10 protein-coding genes are annotated in these 17,066 nt (G+C 61.7%); 5 read left to right on the forward strand and 5 right to left on the reverse strand.

The genetic code is table 11. The annotated features are described in order from the left end of the window. Positions 1–102: 102 nt before the first annotated feature. From HDE77_RS13810 to HDE77_RS13830, 5 genes are all read left to right on the forward strand, one after another. A complete protein-coding gene (locus HDE77_RS13810) occupies positions 103–6,180 on the forward strand; it encodes an alpha-2-macroglobulin (RefSeq protein ID WP_184418100.1) in 6,078 nt (2,025 codons plus the stop codon). An 87-nt stretch (positions 6,181–6,267) separates the two neighbouring features. Further along, entirely contained in the window at positions 6,268–8,661 is a 2,394-nt protein-coding gene (gene pbpC / locus HDE77_RS13815; RefSeq protein ID WP_343206114.1) for a penicillin-binding protein 1C, read from the forward strand. A 66-nt stretch (positions 8,662–8,727) separates the two neighbouring features. Beyond that, positions 8,728–10,017, forward strand: coding sequence for an FAD-binding oxidoreductase (locus HDE77_RS13820; RefSeq protein WP_184418102.1), 1,290 nt, complete (start codon positions 8,728–8,730; stop codon positions 10,015–10,017). Next, entirely contained in the window at positions 10,014–10,370 is a 357-nt protein-coding gene (locus HDE77_RS13825; protein WP_184418104.1) for a tRNA-binding protein, read from the forward strand. Before HDE77_RS13820 ends, HDE77_RS13825 begins: the two co-directional genes overlap by 4 nt. 1 nt (position 10,371) lies before the next feature. Further along, entirely contained in the window at positions 10,372–10,821 is a 450-nt protein-coding gene (locus HDE77_RS13830; protein ID WP_184418106.1) for a GNAT family N-acetyltransferase, read from the forward strand. Here the strand turns inward: HDE77_RS13830 and HDE77_RS13835 are convergent. The 5 genes from HDE77_RS13835 to HDE77_RS13855 form a co-directional block, all read right to left on the reverse strand. Further along, entirely contained in the window at positions 10,818–11,750 is a 933-nt protein-coding gene (locus HDE77_RS13835; RefSeq protein ID WP_184418108.1) for an MBL fold metallo-hydrolase, read from the reverse strand. The genes HDE77_RS13830 and HDE77_RS13835 overlap by 4 nt on opposite strands. A 105-nt stretch (positions 11,751–11,855) precedes the next feature. Beyond that, positions 11,856–12,557: a pirin family protein gene (locus HDE77_RS13840; RefSeq protein ID WP_184418110.1), complete on the reverse strand. Its 702-nt coding sequence runs from the start codon at positions 12,555–12,557 to the stop codon at positions 11,856–11,858. Between the two features lie 192 nt (positions 12,558–12,749). Beyond that, on the reverse strand, positions 12,750–14,708 hold the full coding sequence (locus tag HDE77_RS13845) for a serine hydrolase domain-containing protein (protein WP_184418112.1): 1,959 nt from the start codon (positions 14,706–14,708) through the stop codon (positions 12,750–12,752). A 122-nt stretch (positions 14,709–14,830) separates the two neighbouring features. Beyond that, on the reverse strand, positions 14,831–15,829 hold the full coding sequence (locus tag HDE77_RS13850) for an NAD(P)H-quinone oxidoreductase (RefSeq protein WP_184418255.1): 999 nt from the start codon (positions 15,827–15,829) through the stop codon (positions 14,831–14,833). Positions 15,830–16,056: 227 nt separating this feature from the next. Beyond that, a complete protein-coding gene (locus HDE77_RS13855) occupies positions 16,057–17,055 on the reverse strand; it encodes an AraC family transcriptional regulator (RefSeq protein ID WP_184418114.1) in 999 nt (332 codons plus the stop codon). Positions 17,056–17,066: the final 11 nt, after the last annotated feature.

A 17,066-nucleotide genomic window follows, 5' to 3' on the forward strand; every position in this document is an offset into this window, starting at 1 on the left:
ATCCAAGCATCGCGCCTGCTCGTGATGCTTGGCCAATGGCAGATAACTCGGCATTTGCGATGACGCAAATGGGGTTAGCGGGCGAAAACCAGGGAAAGCACGATGGATTTGCTGCGGTTTCTTCTCTTGTTGCCGGTGCGCTTGCTGCGCGCCCTGTTGCACATGATCGGCGTGGTGCTACGCCCGTTGGTTGGCAACATGTCTTGGTCGGCGCCAGGCTGGGTGCTGCTGGTAAAGCGTAGACCGCTGCATTCCGCAGGTGCATTGCTTGCGCTTGTCTTGCTTGCCGGGGGCAGCTGGTTTGGCTGGCAGTGGTACCAGCATCGGCCGCGGCCGCCGGAGCCGGAGCGCATCAGTTGGGAGGTCAAGGCGCCGGAGCTGACGGATTACACGGTGCAGCCTATCGTCATCCATCCGCTGGAGCTGAGCTTTTCCGGTTCGGCAGCGCCCATCGAGCTGGTCGGAAAGCCGGTCACCGTCGGAATCACAATGTCGCCTGAGTCCAAGGGGCAGTGGAGCTGGACGGACGACCGCACCCTGCGCTTCGTCCCCGCTGCAGACTGGCCGGTAGGCGAGCACTACAAGGTGAGCTTCGACGTTGCCAAGGCGTTTGCCAGCCACGTGCTTATGGCTGACGATCACTTCAATTTCGATACCATTTCATTTACAGCGAAACTTGGCGCCGGCGAGTTCTATCAGGACCCGCAGGATGCGACGGCGAAGAAAGTCATCTTCCCGATCACCTTCAGTTATGCGGTCGATCCGGCGCAGTTTGAGAAACGCATCGCGCTCGCGTTGATGGCCAAGGATGGCAAAAGTGGACCGGCGCTGAAATTCAGCGTGGCCTACGACAAGAACAAGTTGCAGGCGTGGGTGCATTCGCAGCCGTTGGATCTGCCGCATGACGACGGCGCGGTAGCGCTGACGATCGACAGTGGTGTGCGCAGTTCGCGCGGCGGTGACGGCACCGACAAGCCGCTGAAGGCGAGTGTGCGCGTCCCGGGTCTGTACAGCCTCAGAGCGGACGAACTCAGCCCGACTCTCGTGGACAACGATAAATACGAACCCGAGCAGGTGCTGGTCGCCAATTTCAGCGGTACCGTGCGCGGCAGCGAATTGGCTGCGCTGACGAAGGCCTGGGTCCTGCCCAAGCGCAAGCCTGGCGAGAATCAGGCGGACGACGATGCGCCCTACAGTTGGGGCGTCAGAGAGGTCAGCGAGGCCGTGCTGCGCCAGTCGCAGCCTTTGAAGCTGGAGCTGGTTCCGACTGAAGACGACTATGCCGCGCTGCAGAGTTTCAAATATCACGCCGAACCCGGCCAGCGTGTCTACGTGCGCATCGGCAACGGCCTGAAATCGTTCGGTGGCTACATCCTCGGCAAGTCATCCACGCAGACATTCGGTGTGCCTGACTACCCGAAACTGCTGCGCTTCATGGCGAATGGTTCGCTGCTGTCGCTGAGCGGCAGCAAGCGGATTTCCGTCGTAGGACGCAACCTGCCTGGCATGAAGCTGGAGATTGGCCGCGTCTTGCCAGATCAGCTGCAGCACCTGGTGAGTTTCAATCAGGGAACCTATATCAAGCCGGACCTCGGCTACGCATTCAGTGAAGATCACATCGTCGAGCGCTTCGAGCAAAAGCGCGCATTCCCCCCAATCGATCCGGGCAAGCCCCATTACGAGGGCGTCGATCTCGGCCAGTATCTGAAAGACGGCAAGCGCGGCGTGTTCTTGCTGCACCTGTCCAGTTACGACCCTGTAGGGGAGCACAAGAAAGAAGTTGCCGCAGCGAAGGTGAAGGCCCGCGCGCAGCAGGGCATCGCGCATGCGGCTGACGGCAGCACGGACGATGCCAATGCTGACAGCTCGAACGCGGCGAGCTCCGCTGACGGCAGCGGCGATTCGTCATCCAGCGACAGCTCGAATGACAACGACAACGGCGATACGCAAGACGTCAGCGCGACCGACACGCGAATGATCGTGGTCACCGACCTGGGCATGCTGGTGAAGCGTGCACTGGACGGCAGCCAGGACGTATTCGTGCAGTCGATCCACACCGGCCAGCCCGTGGAGGGCGCGACTGTTTCCGTGCTTTCGATGAACGGCCAGACGCTCTACACGCAGGCCACGGCAGCCGACGGCATGGTGCACTTCCCGACGTTCAAGGGACTGGATCACGAGAAGACGCCGGAGTTGTATGTGGTGAAGAAGGCCGACGACCTGTCGTTCCTGCCGATCGGTGGCAGTGATCGCCAGCTCGACTACTCTCGCTTCGATATTGGCGGCGAGCCAAACGCTTTGAACCAGGGCCAGCTTTCCGCTTATTTGTTTTCCGATCGCGGCATTTACCGGCCGGGCGATCTGTTCCATATCGGTTTGATCGTTCGTGCGGCGAGTTGGTCGCGCAATGTCGCCGGTATTCCGTTGAAGGCCGAGATTGTCGATCCACGTGGCGTCAGCGTGACGTGGAAGGACATGAAGATGGACGCTTCCGGTTTCGGCGAGCTGGACTACACGCCCGCCGAGACCGCGCCGACCGGCACCTGGACAGTGAACCTGTATATCGTGAAGGACGACAAGGCCGACACGCAGATCGGCAGCACGACGGTGCAGGTAAAGGAATTCCTTCCCGACCGAATGAAGGTCACCGCCACGCTGTCGCAACAGGTGATAGAAGGCTGGGTGAAGCCCGATCAGCTGAAGGGTGTGGTCGATGCGCAGAATCTGTTCGGCACGCCAGCCGCCAATCGTCGTGTCGAAGCATCGCTGACCTTGCGTCCGGCATGGCCGGCGTTCCATAGCTGGCCCGACTACCACTTCTACGACGTGCGTCGTGCGAAGGAAGGCTATGAGGAGTCGCTGCAAGATGGCAAGACCGACGACAAGGGTCATGCCGAATTCGACCTTGATCTGAAGAAATACGCGGATGCGACGTATCAGCTGTACTTCCTCGGCAAGGCGTTTGAAGCGGATAGCGGGCGCAGCGTAGCGGCTGCCGCGCAGACACTGGTATCCAGCAATGACTGGCTGGTCGGCTACAAGTCGGTTGACAGTCTCGACTACATCACGCGCAGCAGCCCGCGCGCGGTGCACCTGGTCGCGATCAACCCGCAGGCGAAAGCCTTTGAGCTGAAGGACCTGAAAGCGCAGTTGATCGAACGGCGCTATGTGTCGGTGCTGACCAAGCAGGATTCGGGCGTCTACAAATACGACTCCAAGCTCAAGGAAATTCCGATAAGCGAACAGCCGCTGACGATCCCCGCTGCCGGCATGGATTACACGCTGCCCACCGACAAGCCGGGCAATTACGCGCTGGTGATTCGTCGGGCGGCGGACAACATCGAGATCAACCGGGTGGAATACGCGGTCGCCGGCGATGCGAACGTCACGCGCTCGCTCGATCGCAATGCGGAGTTGCAGCTGAACCTGAGCAAGCAGGATTACGCTCAGGGCGAATCCGTGGAAATCGCGATACGCGCGCCGTATGCCGGCAGTGGTCTGATCACGATCGAGCGTGACAAGGTCTACGCGCATGCATGGTTCCACGCGGATACCACCAGTTCGGTGCAACATATCACCGTGCCGAAAGACTTCGAGGGCAACGGCTACATCAACGTGCAGTACGTCCGCGATCCGTCGTCGGACGAAGTGTTCATGAGCCCATTGAGTTACGGCGTGGTGCCGTTCTCGGTGAATCTCGATGCACGGCGCGATGTGATCACAGTGGACTCCCCCGCACTGGTAAAGCCGGGCAATACCGTCACGTTCAAGCTGCATGCCGCGCGGCCGACCAAGGTAGTGCTGTTCGCGGTGGACGAGGGCATCTTGCAGGTAGCGCGCTACAAGCTTGGCGATCCGCTGAAGTTCTTCTTCCGCAAGAAAATGCTGGACGTCAACACTTCGCAGATCCTCGACCTGATCCTGCCGGAGTTCGAGAAGATGATGGCGATGGCCGCGCCGGGTGGCGATGCCGATGCGGCAATGGCTCGCCAGCTCAATCCGTTCAAGCGCAAGCGTGACAAGCCAGTCGCGTTCTGGTCGGGCATCGTGGATGTCGATGGTGACAAGGACTTCAGCTATGCCGTGCCGGATTATTTCAACGGCAAGCTGCGGGTGATGGCGGTTGCCGTTTCGCCAGATCAGATCGGCACCTTTGAAGGCTCGACGACCGTGCGAGCCGACTTCGTGCTGTCGCCGAATGTGCCACTTACCCTGGCGCCCGGTGACGAAGCGGAAATCAGCGTCGGTGTCGCGAACAATCTCACTGACCTGGCTGGCAAGACTGTGCCGGTCGCGGTTGCGTTGAATGTCGGCCCGCAATTGCAGGTGCTTGGGCCCGCTAGCAAGAGTCTGAATCTCGGCGAGATGCGCGAGGGCGTGCTGTCGTTCCGGGTCAAGGCCACCGACAAGCTGGGTTCGGGTAACCTGAGCTTTACGGCTGGCTATGGCGGCAAGTCGGCGAAGCAAAGCGTCGATCTGTCAGTGCGCCCGGCGGCGGCCTACCGCACCCAGGTCGATGGGGGGCGCGTTGATGCGGGTGGTCAGGCGGAGCTTGCACATCTGCGTTCGATGTATGACGCGCATGCGTCGCGCGACGCAGCGACATCCAGCTTGCCGCTGGTGCTCGCCCAGGGCATTACGAGCTATCTGGTGAACTACCAGAATTACTGCAGCGAGCAGATCATCAGCTCGGCAATGCCGTTGCTGGTGGTTGCGAAGTGGCCGGTCGTGCCGGTATTCGCGCATGCCTTGCAGCCGACCTTCAGCGAGAAGCCAATCAGCAATGACGAAGCTCTCGCCAAGTTCCTCGATACGTTGCATTCACGTCAGAACAGCGAAGGCGGCTTCGGCCTGTGGTCAGCGACGCCGGAATCCGAGCCGTTCGTGTCGGCCTATGCGATGAACTTCCTGCTGGAAGCACGCGATCGCGGCACGAGCGTGCCGCAGGACATGCTCGATGGTGGCAACAAGTACCTGAAGAAAATGGCTGCCGACGACAGCATGAACACGCTCGACGATCTGCGTCAGCGCGCGTACGCGGTGTACTTGCTGACGCGTCAGGGCAATGTCACGACGAACGATCTGGCCGCCGTGCAGAAGCGGCTGGATGAAGTCGATCCGAAAGAGTGGAAGAAGGATCTGGCCGCCGCCTGGCTGGCCGCCTCGTACAAGATGCTCAAGCAGGACGACGAAGCTGACAAGTTGATCGCCGGCCCGCAACAGCAATTGGAGCGCAAGCTGGGGGACAAGTATTTCATCTATGGCTACTACTACGATCCGCTGACTCGTGACGCAAGCGTGCTGTACCTACTGACGAAACATTTCCCGGAGCGGGCGAAGGCTCTGTCGCCGCGTGTGATGGAAAACATCGCGTGGCCACTCGGTCAAGACAGGTACAACACGCTGTCGGCGTCGATGACGATACTTGCGCTGGACAGCTACTCCAAACAGACCGCAGGCGATCTGGACAAGCTTGATATCCAGGAGGTGCACGCCGATGGCAGCGCGAAGTCGATCGCGGCGCTGCAGGCGAACTTGTTGCAGGCCGGTAGTTGGGATGCGGCAGCGAGCAAGCTGCGTTTCATCAACCATGGCGACGTAGCGACGTGGTATGTCGCGAGCCAGGGTGGTTACGACAGCACGGCAGCGGACAAGGCGATCAAGGATGGCATCGAGATCGTGCGCGACTACACCGATGCACAGGGCAAAGCGCTTACGCAAATCAACGTGGGTGACGAGATCGATGTACATGTGAAGATTCGCGCGACCGGTGACAGCGGCGTCGGCAACGTGTCGATTGTCGATTTGCTGCCGGGCGGGTTCGAGCCCGTGATCCAGCCACCGCCAGCGGTAACCGGCCAACAGGGCGACAGCTCGCCAGGCGCAGGCGATCAGGGTAGCGATCAAGGGGGCGACAGCGAGGTCAAGCCGCAGGCATGGCGTTCGCCGATCGGCCTCTCCAGCTCGACGTGGGAGCCTGAATACGCGGATATCCGCGAGGATCGCGTGGTGATCTACGGTACGGCGACGCCCGACGTGCGTGAGTTCGTCTACCGCATCAAGGCGACCAATGCCGGCAAGTTCATCGTGCCACCGGCCTACGGCGAATCGATGTACGACCGCGCCATCCAGGCCCGCTCGCCCGGCGGTTCCACTCTGACCGTGACGCAAAAGCCGTGACCCGCCGCACCGATCTCACTCTTCCCGTCATGAAGGCGGGAATCTACCCCCTCTCCCCATCGGGGAGAGGGCTGGGGTGAGGGGCGGGTGCTTGCCATAAAGCCCGACCTGTTCGGTACGCTAAGCCGCTGGCTCCATCGCTGGCAGAACTGGCTCGTCGCTCTCACGCTGATCGCCGCCGTGATGATCGGCTGTCGACTATGGCCACATCCGCCATTGCGCGGCTGGCTGCCATCGTCCACGGCGGTGTACGACGATCACGGTCGCTTGCTGCGGCTGACGCTCGCCAGTGACGATCGCTATCGATTGTGGGTGCCGCTGAAGGACATCTCGCCGCAACTGGTCGAGGGCGTCTTGCTGCATGAGGATCGCTGGTACTACTCGCATGCGGGCTTCAATCCGTACGGTTTGCTGCGTGGCGCATGGGTTACGTATGCGCGGCACGGCCATCCGCAAGGCGGCTCGACCATCACGATGCAACTGGCGCGCCTGTTGTGGCAGCTCAACACGCGCACGCCCGGCGGCAAACTACGGCAAGTGGCGCGCGCAATCCAACTCGAGCTGTTTTATTCCAAGCAGGACATTCTCGAGGCTTACCTCAACGATGCGCCGTACGGCCGCAATGTGGAAGGTGTGGGTGCCGCGAGTCTGGCCTATTTCGACAAGCCGCCGGATCAACTCACTCTGCCGGAGGCGCTGACGCTTGCCGTTGTCCCGCAAGATCCGGCGCGGCGCCTGCATGCCACGCACGGGACCGACGACGCGATGATCAATCCGTCGCTGGCGCTGGCACGCAACCGGCTGTATGCGCTTTGGCTGCACAACCATCCGCTCGATGTGTCGCAGACACCATTGTTTGCATTGCCACTGAATCTGCGTCCGCTCGCAAAGCTGCCATTTGAAGCGCCGCATGCCGTGGAGCAGGCCCTCGCCACGCAGCACGTTACGGCGGACGAAGACTCGGCAAAGCTGATCACCACCATCGATCTTGATTTGCAGCACACGCTTGAGCAGCAGATGACGCGTTACGTGCAGCGCAATGCGTCGCGTGGCATCCGCAATACGGCCGCGATTCTGGTCGACACACGCGACATGGGCGTGAAGGCGATGATCGGCTCGGTGAACTACGCCGATTCATCGATCCAGGGGCAGGTCAACGGCACGCTCGCGAAACGTTCGCCAGGTTCTACGCTGAAGCCGTTCATCTATGCACTGGGCTTCGATCAAGGCGTGCTGCATCCGCAGACGGTGTTGCGCGATGTGCCGACCGCGTTCGGCCCTTACACGCCTGAGAATTTCGACGGCCATTTTCTCGGCCCGATCACCGCCGCCCAAGCGTTGATACGCAGCCGCAACATTCCTGCGGTGTGGGTTGCCTCGCAACTTCAGCATCCCAACCTTTACGACCTCTTGCGTCAAGCCGGCATCAGCCATATGGCGAGCGAGCAGCACTACGGTCTTGCGCTGGTGCTCGGTGGTGGGGAAGTCACCATGCAGGAACTGGCTGGCCTGTACGCGATGCTTGCCAATCGTGGCGTACTAAAGCCACTACGGCTGCGCGCGGACGATCCACCGACGCCCGGCACTCGCCTGCTCAGTGACGAAGCGAGCTTCATGGTGATGGACATGCTGCGACAGAATCCGCGCCCGGACGAGACCACCGGCGCGCAGCCGACGCCATGGCCGGTGTACTGGAAGACCGGCACGTCGTGGGCGTTCCGTGATGCATGGACGGCCGGCAGCTTCGGTCCGTACGTTCTGGTGGTGTGGGTCGGCAATTTCGACAGTACCGGCAATCCTGCCTTTGTCGGCGCAGAAGCAGCGGCTCCGCTGTTCTTCCAGATAGTCGATGCCTTGCATGCGGAACATCCGCACTTGCAGGAACCTGTTCGGCACATGCCTGCCAACCTCAAGCGCGTGGAGATCTGCCTGGCAAGTGGGGAATTGCCGAACCGGTGGTGCCCTCAGAAGGGTTGGACCTGGTTCATCCCGGGCAAGTCGCCGATCAAGGTCAGTAACGTGCATCGGCCGGTAGTGATCGACGATGCGACCGGCCAACCCGCGTGTCCGCCCTATGCCGGCAAGCAGACCCATGTAGACGTCTACGAATTCTGGCCGTCCGATTTGCAGCAGGTCTTTGCGCAGGCCGGCATTCCCCGGCGCAAGCCGCCGCAAAATCCGTCCTGTACCGGCGCCGGTCAGGCGGACGGCGATCCGCCGCAGATTACCTCGCCGCTACGCGGAAGCACGTACGCGCTGCGCCTCAAGCAGCAGGGGATGGAACGCATTGCGTTCACCGCGACTACCGATGCCGATACGCACGCCTTGTACTGGTTCGTCGACGATGCCTATATCGGCAGCAGCACACCGGGCGAGTCGTTGTTCTGGCAGCCACCCGGCGCGGCCCGGTACAGCGTGCGCGTGGTGGACGACCACGGGCGCAGCGACCAGCGACCGCTGGGGGTAAGTCTGGTTGAATGAACCTGATCGAATGAGCCGCGCTATGCTCGGCCGTCGCCCCTGAGCCCCACGAGCAGACGCCCGAGCATGAAGCAGCCTTCGACTCCTTCCTACTATCGCGCCACCGCTACGCCGTACGTACCGTACGCACCATTGCAAGGCCAGCACGAGACACGCATCGCCATCGTCGGTGGTGGCTATGCTGGCCTCAACACGGCGCTGGGCCTGGCCGAACGCGGCGTGCGCGATGTGGTCCTGCTTGAGCGCGAGCAGGTCGGCTTCGGAGCCTCGGGCCGCAACGGCGGTTTCGTCTTCGGCGGTTATTCGCTGGGTGAGCAGGCGCTGCTTGATCAGCTTGGGGAACAGCGTGCGCGTGCGCTGTTCAATCTCACCACGGCGGCGGTTGAGCGCATCCGCGAACGCGTGAAGAAATACGCGATCGACTGCGATATGGTCGACCAGGGCGTGATCTGGGCTAACTGGTTTCGCGATCCGGGCGTACTACGCAAGCGCCAGCAGTTGCTCGCCGATCATTTCGATACACACTGGGATTGGCTGCCACAGCAAGAACTACGCGAACGCGTGCGCAGCGAGCGCTACTACGACGGTCTGTATGAACGGAACGCGCTGCATCTGCATCCCCTCAACTACGCGATCGGCCTCGCCGCGGCTGCAGCCGGGCAGGGTGTGCGCATACATGAAGACAGCGATGTCTGGCGGATGCGCCGCGAAGGTACGCGCTGGCGTCTGAGCACATCCCAAGGTGAATTGCTGGCGGATCAGGTGGTACTGGCCTGCGGCGGCTATCTGGCCGGCCTGCAAAAGAAGATCGACCGCGCGATCCTGCCCATCGCCACCTATGTAATGGCGACCGAGCCGCTGGGTGATCGTCTTGATGAGTGCCTGCAGTCGCGCGCCGCGGTCTATGACAGCCGCTTCGCATTCGACTATTACCGCCCGCTGCCGGACACGCGATTGCTATGGGGTGGCCGCATTTCCGTCCGCAATCGCTCTCCACATGCGGTACAACGGCTGCTGGGACATGACTTGTTGCGGGTGTTTCCACAGCTGAAAGGTGTGAAGATCGACTACGCGTGGTCCGGATTGATGAGCTACGCGCGCCATCAGATGCCTCAGGTCGGAAGCAATGGCGATGGGCTTTGGTGGGCGCAGGCGTTTGGTGGCCACGGCGTGGCACCGACATGTGCGGCTGGCGAATTGCTGGCCGCCGCCATCGCCAAGGGTGACGAGGGCTGGAAGCAGTTTTCCAACTACGGTCTGGACAGCACCCACCGACCCCTGGGCTTTCTTGGGGCGCAGGCCAGCTACTGGTGGCATCAAAGCAACGACTGGTTCAAGACGAGGCTGGAAGGATGAGCGAACAACATTTGCAGCACACAGCGGAAATAAGTTGGGCTGAATTCGAGAAGGTACTGCTCGTTGCCGGCACCGTGACGAGGGTGGAGCCGTTCCCTGAAGCGCGCAAACCCGCATGGAAAGTGTGGGCGGATTTCGGACCCTACGGCGAGAAGAAGACCAGCGCCCAGATCGCTGCGCTGTACAAGGCCGAGGATCTGGTCGGGCGCCAGATCGTCGGCGTGATCAACTTCCCTGAAAAGCAGATTGGCCCGTTCCGCTCGCAGTTCCTGCTCACGGGTTTCCACACCGACGACGGCGTGGTGATCACTGCCATCGAACGGCCGGTACCGAACGGCACCCGGTTGGCCTGAGATGGGCGAATCGCTGCTCCTGCGTCCCGCACGGCAGGACGATGCCGCGCAAATCGCAAGGCTAGCCGATGAGCTCGGCTATCCCTCGACGACACAGGACATTGCCGCGCGCCTCACGACGCTGCTGCCACAGTCGCATCATCATGTGGTGGTGGCGCAAGGTGACGACGGACTGCTTGGCTGGATTGCCGTCGAGCGTCGGCTGACGCTGGAATCTGGTGAACGGATCGAGATTGTCGGCCTGGTAGTGAGTCCCATCGCCAGACGCGGCGGCATCGGGCAAGCCCTCGTGGCTGACGCCGAACGCTGGACGTTGGCGCAGGGTTTCGACTCTATCCTCGTGCGTTCCAATGTGGCGCGCGCCGAGTCACATCCGTTTTACGAGAGCCTGGGTTATGTCAGGCGCAAGACCCAGCATCTCTACAGCAAGCCGCTCGGTCAGGCTGGCTAGCCGCGTTCCCGATCCAGCCACACTTCCAGGCCCTGGGCATTCAACTCGATATCCATGGCGAGCAACTGGTGCAGCGCGTCGCGGCCTTGCATCCAGCCATGAGCTTCGGCGCGGCTGGCGTAAAGCTCAGTAAGCGCGTCCGTCAGCGCGACATGCCGGTCCGGCTTGCCGTGTACCGAATGCGCCAGCGCGACCATCGCATCGATCTGCACGTGCAGGTCGGCGCCCAGCTTTTGAACATCTTCAACGCGGTTGAAGTGGGTGAGGTACATGCCCGCCGGCTGCAGTGCCAGCAGCCGGTTGATCGAAGCATGCAGCGCTTCGGGATCGAACTGCACCGGTGACGTGGTTGGCAGGATAAAGGGGCCCTTCGCCGTGTCGAATTCGCGATAGGACAGGCCAAATACATCGCCGGTAAAACACGCGTTCGCGCGAGCGTCATATACCGTGAGGTGATGCTTCGCGTGACCCGGCGTGTCGATGCAGCGCAACGGACGGCCGCCCAGATCCACCACGTGTCCATCCGTTGCCTCGATGACGCGCTCGGATGGAATCGGCCGCAGCCTTCCATACGTCTGCTCCATCACCGCTTCGCCGTACACCGCGCTGGCGCCGGCCCACAATTGCGATGGGTCGATCATGTGGCGTGCGCCGCGCGGATGCACCACCAAGGTCGCGTTCGGCAGGTTTGAAATCAGCTCGCCCGCACCGCCGGCATGATCCAGATGCACGTGGGTGAGGATCAGCCAGTCAACATCCGCCGGGGTGAGTCCTGCCGGTTCCAGTGCGGCCAGCATGCGCGGCACCGAATGGTTGGTACCGCAATCGATGAACGCGCCGCGCCCGTTCTCAACAATCAGGTACGCCGCGTCGAATTGCGGTCGCACGAAACCGGTGTCGATGGTGTGGATGCCGTGGCTGGTAGACATGCTGTCTCGCGGTGCTCCCGTTCGTGATGCAAATCCGCGCTGACTCATCCAGCGCGGATTCGATCTAGTGAGGATACCAAGTGCCCACTCAAGCGCCCACTTGAGTCACTCCGCCGTATCGACGAGCACCAGTTCCGCATCCTCCAGCGCCTTCACCCGCAGTACGGATTCATTGCGGATGGCGGCGCCATCGCGCGCATCGAGCTTGACGCCGTTGATTTCGATGCTGCCCTTGGCCGGCACCAGGTAGCCATAGCGGCCGTCAGTCAGTGTGTACTCGGTTGTCTCGCCGGCCTTCAGGGTGGCGCCGAGTACGCGGGCATTGGTGCGCAAGGGGAGGGCGTCGGCGTCTTCCTTGAAACCGCTGGCCAGCGCCACGAAGCGGCCGGAGCGATCGCCCACCGGGAACGACCTTTCACCCCATGACGGTGGCTTGCCCTGTTCGTCCGGAATGATCCAGATCTGGAAGATGCGCGTGGTACCTGGTTCGAGGTTGAATTCGCTGTGGGTGATACCGCTGCCGGCACTCATCACCTGCACGTCGCCAGCCGCGGTGCGCCCTTCGTTGCCAAGGCTGTCACGGTGGGTGATCGCACCCTCGCGAACATAGGTAATGATCTCCATGTTTGCATGTGCATGCGGCGGAAAGCCGGTTTGCGACGCAATCGTGTCGTCGTTCCACACACGCAGCGCGCCCCAGCCCATGCGCCTGGCGTCGTTGTAACTGGCAAACGAGAAATGATGTTTGGCGTTGAGCCAGCCGTGGTCGGCTCCACCCAGGCTGTCAAAAGATCGGCGTTCAATCATGAGGGTTCTCCGGTACGCGCATCGCGCCATCATCGGCGCCTGACTCAACAATGTAGTGGGGGGCGGTACGTACTTAAACGGGCCTCAAGGAAACGGATTGTTGCCCAATCGGCATGATTCGAAGGTTTGTGCCAAGACATCGGATAATCCGATAGACAGGAAAAGCACTTGGCACCCTCATCCTCCGGCAGATCAATAGTTCAGGTGCAGATTCAACAGATGCAGGCTGAAGGCAAACCAGATCATGGCGAAACAGGCGAGCACCAGGGCCGCGCTATTCAATTTACGCCACCAGCCACCGCGCTCGTGCCAGGCATGGAAGGCGTTCATGACCGCCGCAAACGTGCCGATGACCGCCAGTACGCCAACCAGTTGGATCAGCCGCAGTGTGACGTCGAAGCGGTCGTTGGCATTTGCGGCGCTATCGTCAAATCGCATAACGACGAACCACCAGCCAGCAGCGAATAGAAGGCTCACTATCGCGGCAACACGGCTCCATCGATACCAGCGCCGCGCAGGGTTCTGGAGCGCAAAGGGCTTCCCGCAGCGACGACGTACCACGCTGGCGATCGGCCACAGTAGCGCCGTCAGCAGGAAAACGAGCAGCGAGGCGAATAGCAGTGGCAAGTTCCAAGCGGCCGAGTTCCAGCCGGTTACCGGTATCCAAACGGCGACCGGTGAGGCTTCATCGACGGATATCCAGCGCGGCTTGCCGTTTTGCATCAGAGCGCCCAGGTGGCTGCCGCTGACGTCATCCAGCCAGATAAACGGCTTCACCTCGCGCCAGTGCCTCGGCTCTCCGGCAAGATCCTTGAAGGACGGCGTGATCAAGGTGCCATCCGCTGCCATCCGGACCTGCGCTTGCACCAGGTTCCCGAGGGATAAAAAGTTGTCGAACGAGGCACGGCTGGACACGTAACGGCCAACCAGTAGCGCACCGTGCTCGCGCGCCGTGGCCAGGGTCGGTTGGGGCAGTTGCGGCAGGGCCGGGAAATAGCGATCGGTGAAGCCGTCGAGCAGCTGTCTGCGCAGGCCGCCGTCCTTGTCTCCGTCAACAGACACGAAGACGCCGACGTTTTGCTGCAGGAACAGCATCATGTTGCTGTGGAACAGCTCGGTGTCGCCAGCGTGACCGATGATCGTCTGGCCGTTGCGATCCATGTGGTAGAAGCCGAGCGCTATCGGCAGCAGCCCGGGTATCGCATAGTGCGTGAACTCATGCATCTGCTTGGCCGTCTCCGGCCGCAGAATCTGCACATTGTCGTAGTGGCCGTTCTGCAGCTGCGCGATCATGAAGCGCGCCATGTCTTCGCCACTTACCGACATACCACCGGCTACATCGGGTATGACCAGTTCGAAGGGTTTGGGCGGTGTAGTGGCCGACGCGTAGCTCTGGGCCATATCCGCTTTGAGGGTGGTCGGCAACGGCTGACGGAACGTCGCGTGCTGCATTCCCAGCGGCTGAAAAATGTGCTGCTCGATGTATTCATCGAATGGCTGGCCCGACACGCGCTGCACGATATAGCCGGCCAGTGCGGCGCCGTAGTTGGAGTAGGCCGAGACTTCGCCTGCCGGAAAGACGCGTGCGGGCACCCATTCCTTCAGCCAGGTCTCATTGCTCATCGGCAAGGCCACATCGCCAGAGAACAGGTTCTTTGCTGTTTCCTCGAAGCCGGCCGTGTGCGTCATCAGGTCACGCAACGTGATCGGCTTGCCGTCGCGCGGCGGTATCGCGAAATCGAGATACTGGTTGATATCCCCATCCAGATTGAGCTTGCCCTGCTCGACCAGCTGCATGACCGCCGTCCACAAGAAGGTCTTGGAGATCGAGCCGGGGCGAAACAACGTGCTGGCTGGATTAACGGACTTTTTCGCCGCCACATCGGCGTAACCGTAACCCTTGGATACGAGAATCTGACCGTCCTTCACGACGACGACGACGGCACCCGCGAGATTGTTCTTGCGCAGTGCATAGGGGAACAGACCATCCAGCCAGGCCCCCGCATCCGCGGCGCTCAGCTCGTGGCTGCCGATCGTGATCGGAACAATGGGCTTGGACTCAGGCAGCGGGTTGATTTGAATTTGCGCTGTGCCGTTGGCGGCAAACAGCGAGAGGCCAGCTGACAGGAGAGTGCAGACGAAGCGTTTCAACACAGGAACTCCCACGATGACCGGTCGATCGCCAGGGGCGGCAATGCAACTGTGGAATCCTACAGCAGCTTCGCGAAACCCGTCATTTCAGCTGAGGCTCAAGTGAGCCATGCGGCGTTCGCTCACCACTGCAACATGATCTTGCCGATATGTGCGCTGCTCTCCATCAGTGCGTGTGCCTTCGCCGCTTCGGCAGCGGGGAACACTTGATGAATGACCGGACGCACCCTTCCGCTTTCCAGCAGGGGCCAGATCTTTGCGTGCAGCTGATAGGCGATCGCCCCTTTGAAGGCGACTGATCGCGCGCGCAGGGTAGAGCCGGTGACGGTAAGGCGGCGGCGCATGATCAACGACGCATCGATACCGGCCTTGTTGCCACCGAGTGTGGCAATGAAAACCAGCCGGCCACCTTCGGCGAGCGCATTGAGTTCACGCGGCACGTAGTCGCCAGCCACCATGTCGAGAATCACATCCACGCCACGACCATCGGTGTGGCGCTTCACTTCTTCCACGAAATCCTGGTTGCGATAGTTGATCGCAATGGCGCCGAGCTTCTCGCATGCGGCGCACTTCTCCGCGTTGCCGGCGGTAGCGAACACGCGATGACCCAAGGTGTGTGCGAGCTGGATGGCGGTGACGCCGATACCGCTGGAGCCGCCCTGCACCAAGAGGGATTCGTCGGCACCGCCTTCGCCGTGGCCCAGCTGGCCGCGATCGAATACGTTGCTCCATACGGTGAAGTAATTCTCCGGTAGTGCAGCGGCCTCGATCATCGAAAAACCGACAGGGACGGGCAGGCATTGCGCCAGTGGCGCCACGACATACTCGGCATAGCCGCCGCCCGTCAGCAGCGCGCACACCGCGTCGCCACGGCGCAATCCGAACGGGTTGTTGCCGCCCAGGTCGCCATCGATCAGTTCACCGGCAACCTCCAGCCCCGGCAGATCGGAGGCTCCCGGCGGCGGCGCATAGTTGCCCTGGCGCTGAAACACATCCGGCCGATTGACTCCGGCCGCCGCTACCTTGATCAGCACTTCGTCAGCACCCGGCTTTGGAATCGTCCGAGAGGTCAGCTTCAATACATCCGGATCGCCGGGCTGGGTGATCTCGATGGCTTGCATGGTGGACATCGTGGTCGTGCTCCGGCTGGTCAGTGATTCGCGCGGCTCGATCGGGATTGAGCGCACGGCTTTTCTGGTTTCACCCCGCGGCGGAACTCCTCGTCAGGGGGCGATATTTACCGCGAAGACACTCACCCCGAGACGCGGCGCCTTGAGGTGCTGAGTATGGTGTATTTCTGGGTGAGTCACCGGTGACAGGCACACAGGCTGTGGCAATGGACCTTCCTTCAGTCGCCCACAGGCCGTCGCCATCGTTGCGGTGTCTGTCCTTCCCACTGTCGGAACGCACGGGTGAACGAGTTGAGTTCCTCGAAGCCGAGCAGGAACGCGATCTCGCCGGTGTCCAGGTCGGTGGCGTCGAGCAGGTGCCGAGCGGTGTCGCGGCGCACCTGGTTCAGCACGTCCTGATAGCTGGTCCCCATCTCACTGAGCCGCCGCTGAAGCGTGCGTGGGCTGAGCTGCAGGACACTGGCGATTTCCGCCATTCGCTGGGGTTCGCCGCGCATGCCGCGCGCCAGCACGTGACGAACCTGATCGTGCAGGGTGAGACTCTCATTCTGTTCGCGCAATGCGCTTTCAAGCGACGGCATCAGCGTGGCCAGTCGGTCTTCGCTGTAGCTGAGAAAAGGCCGGGCCAGATCGCCCTGATCGAACACCAGTCGATCCTGCCCGGCGTTGAACCGCACTTCGCCACCGAAGTGGTACGAGTACATGCCGGTATGCTGCGTGCGACGGGTAAGTTCCACGCGTCGCGGCACGACCCGCTCGCCGACACCGCGCTGCGCCAGGGCCAACATGGATGCAAAGATGGCATCGATCAGCAACGGCGGGGCATGTCCCTCAGCGAGCATCCAGCGGAAGCTTATGGCCGCCACGCCGCCTTCATTTTCGACACTGATGTCCTCCGGGCAGGTCAGCCGTTTGTAGCGGGCAAGCTTTTGCAACGCGTCGCCGAGATTGGCTGAATGCAGCGCGGCCATCGACGCAACGTCGCTGATTTCCGACAGCGTTGCCGCACCGATGCGCAGCCCGAGCGCCGGATCGTCGCTCGCCGCCTCGATCGCCCGCCACAACGCAAAGTACTGTGCCGTGGTGAGCGTGGCACGCGCTTGCGTGACCAGTTCGGGCGGAAGCATGGCCTGTTGCAAGATCGCCCGTGCGTCGAGTCCCTGCGCGGCAATCCGGTCGAACAGGCTGCGACTCAGTGGGATGTGGTCGGTTTTCATACCGTGGCCTT

The organism is Rhodanobacter sp. MP7CTX1, from assembly GCF_014205795.1.
Classification (GTDB): Bacteria; Pseudomonadota; Gammaproteobacteria; order Xanthomonadales; family Rhodanobacteraceae; genus Rhodanobacter.

Coding starts and splice junctions, on each gene's coding strand:
- HDE77_RS13810 (WP_184418100.1), top strand. CDS start 103: ATGGATTTGCTGCGGTTTCTTCTCTTGTTGCCGGTGCGCTTGCTGCGC.
- HDE77_RS13820 (WP_184418102.1), top strand. CDS start 8,728: ATGAAGCAGCCTTCGACTCCTTCCTACTATCGCGCCACCGCTACGCCG.
- HDE77_RS13825 (WP_184418104.1), top strand. CDS start 10,014: ATGAGCGAACAACATTTGCAGCACACAGCGGAAATAAGTTGGGCTGAA.
- HDE77_RS13830 (WP_184418106.1), top strand. CDS start 10,372: ATGGGCGAATCGCTGCTCCTGCGTCCCGCACGGCAGGACGATGCCGCG.
- HDE77_RS13835 (WP_184418108.1), bottom strand. CDS start 11,750: ATGTCTACCAGCCACGGCATCCACACCATCGACACCGGTTTCGTGCGA.
- HDE77_RS13840 (WP_184418110.1), bottom strand. CDS start 12,557: ATGATTGAACGCCGATCTTTTGACAGCCTGGGTGGAGCCGACCACGGC.
- HDE77_RS13850 (WP_184418255.1), bottom strand. CDS start 15,829: ATGCAAGCCATCGAGATCACCCAGCCCGGCGATCCGGATGTATTGAAG.
- HDE77_RS13855 (WP_184418114.1), bottom strand. CDS start 17,055: ATGAAAACCGACCACATCCCACTGAGTCGCAGCCTGTTCGACCGGATT.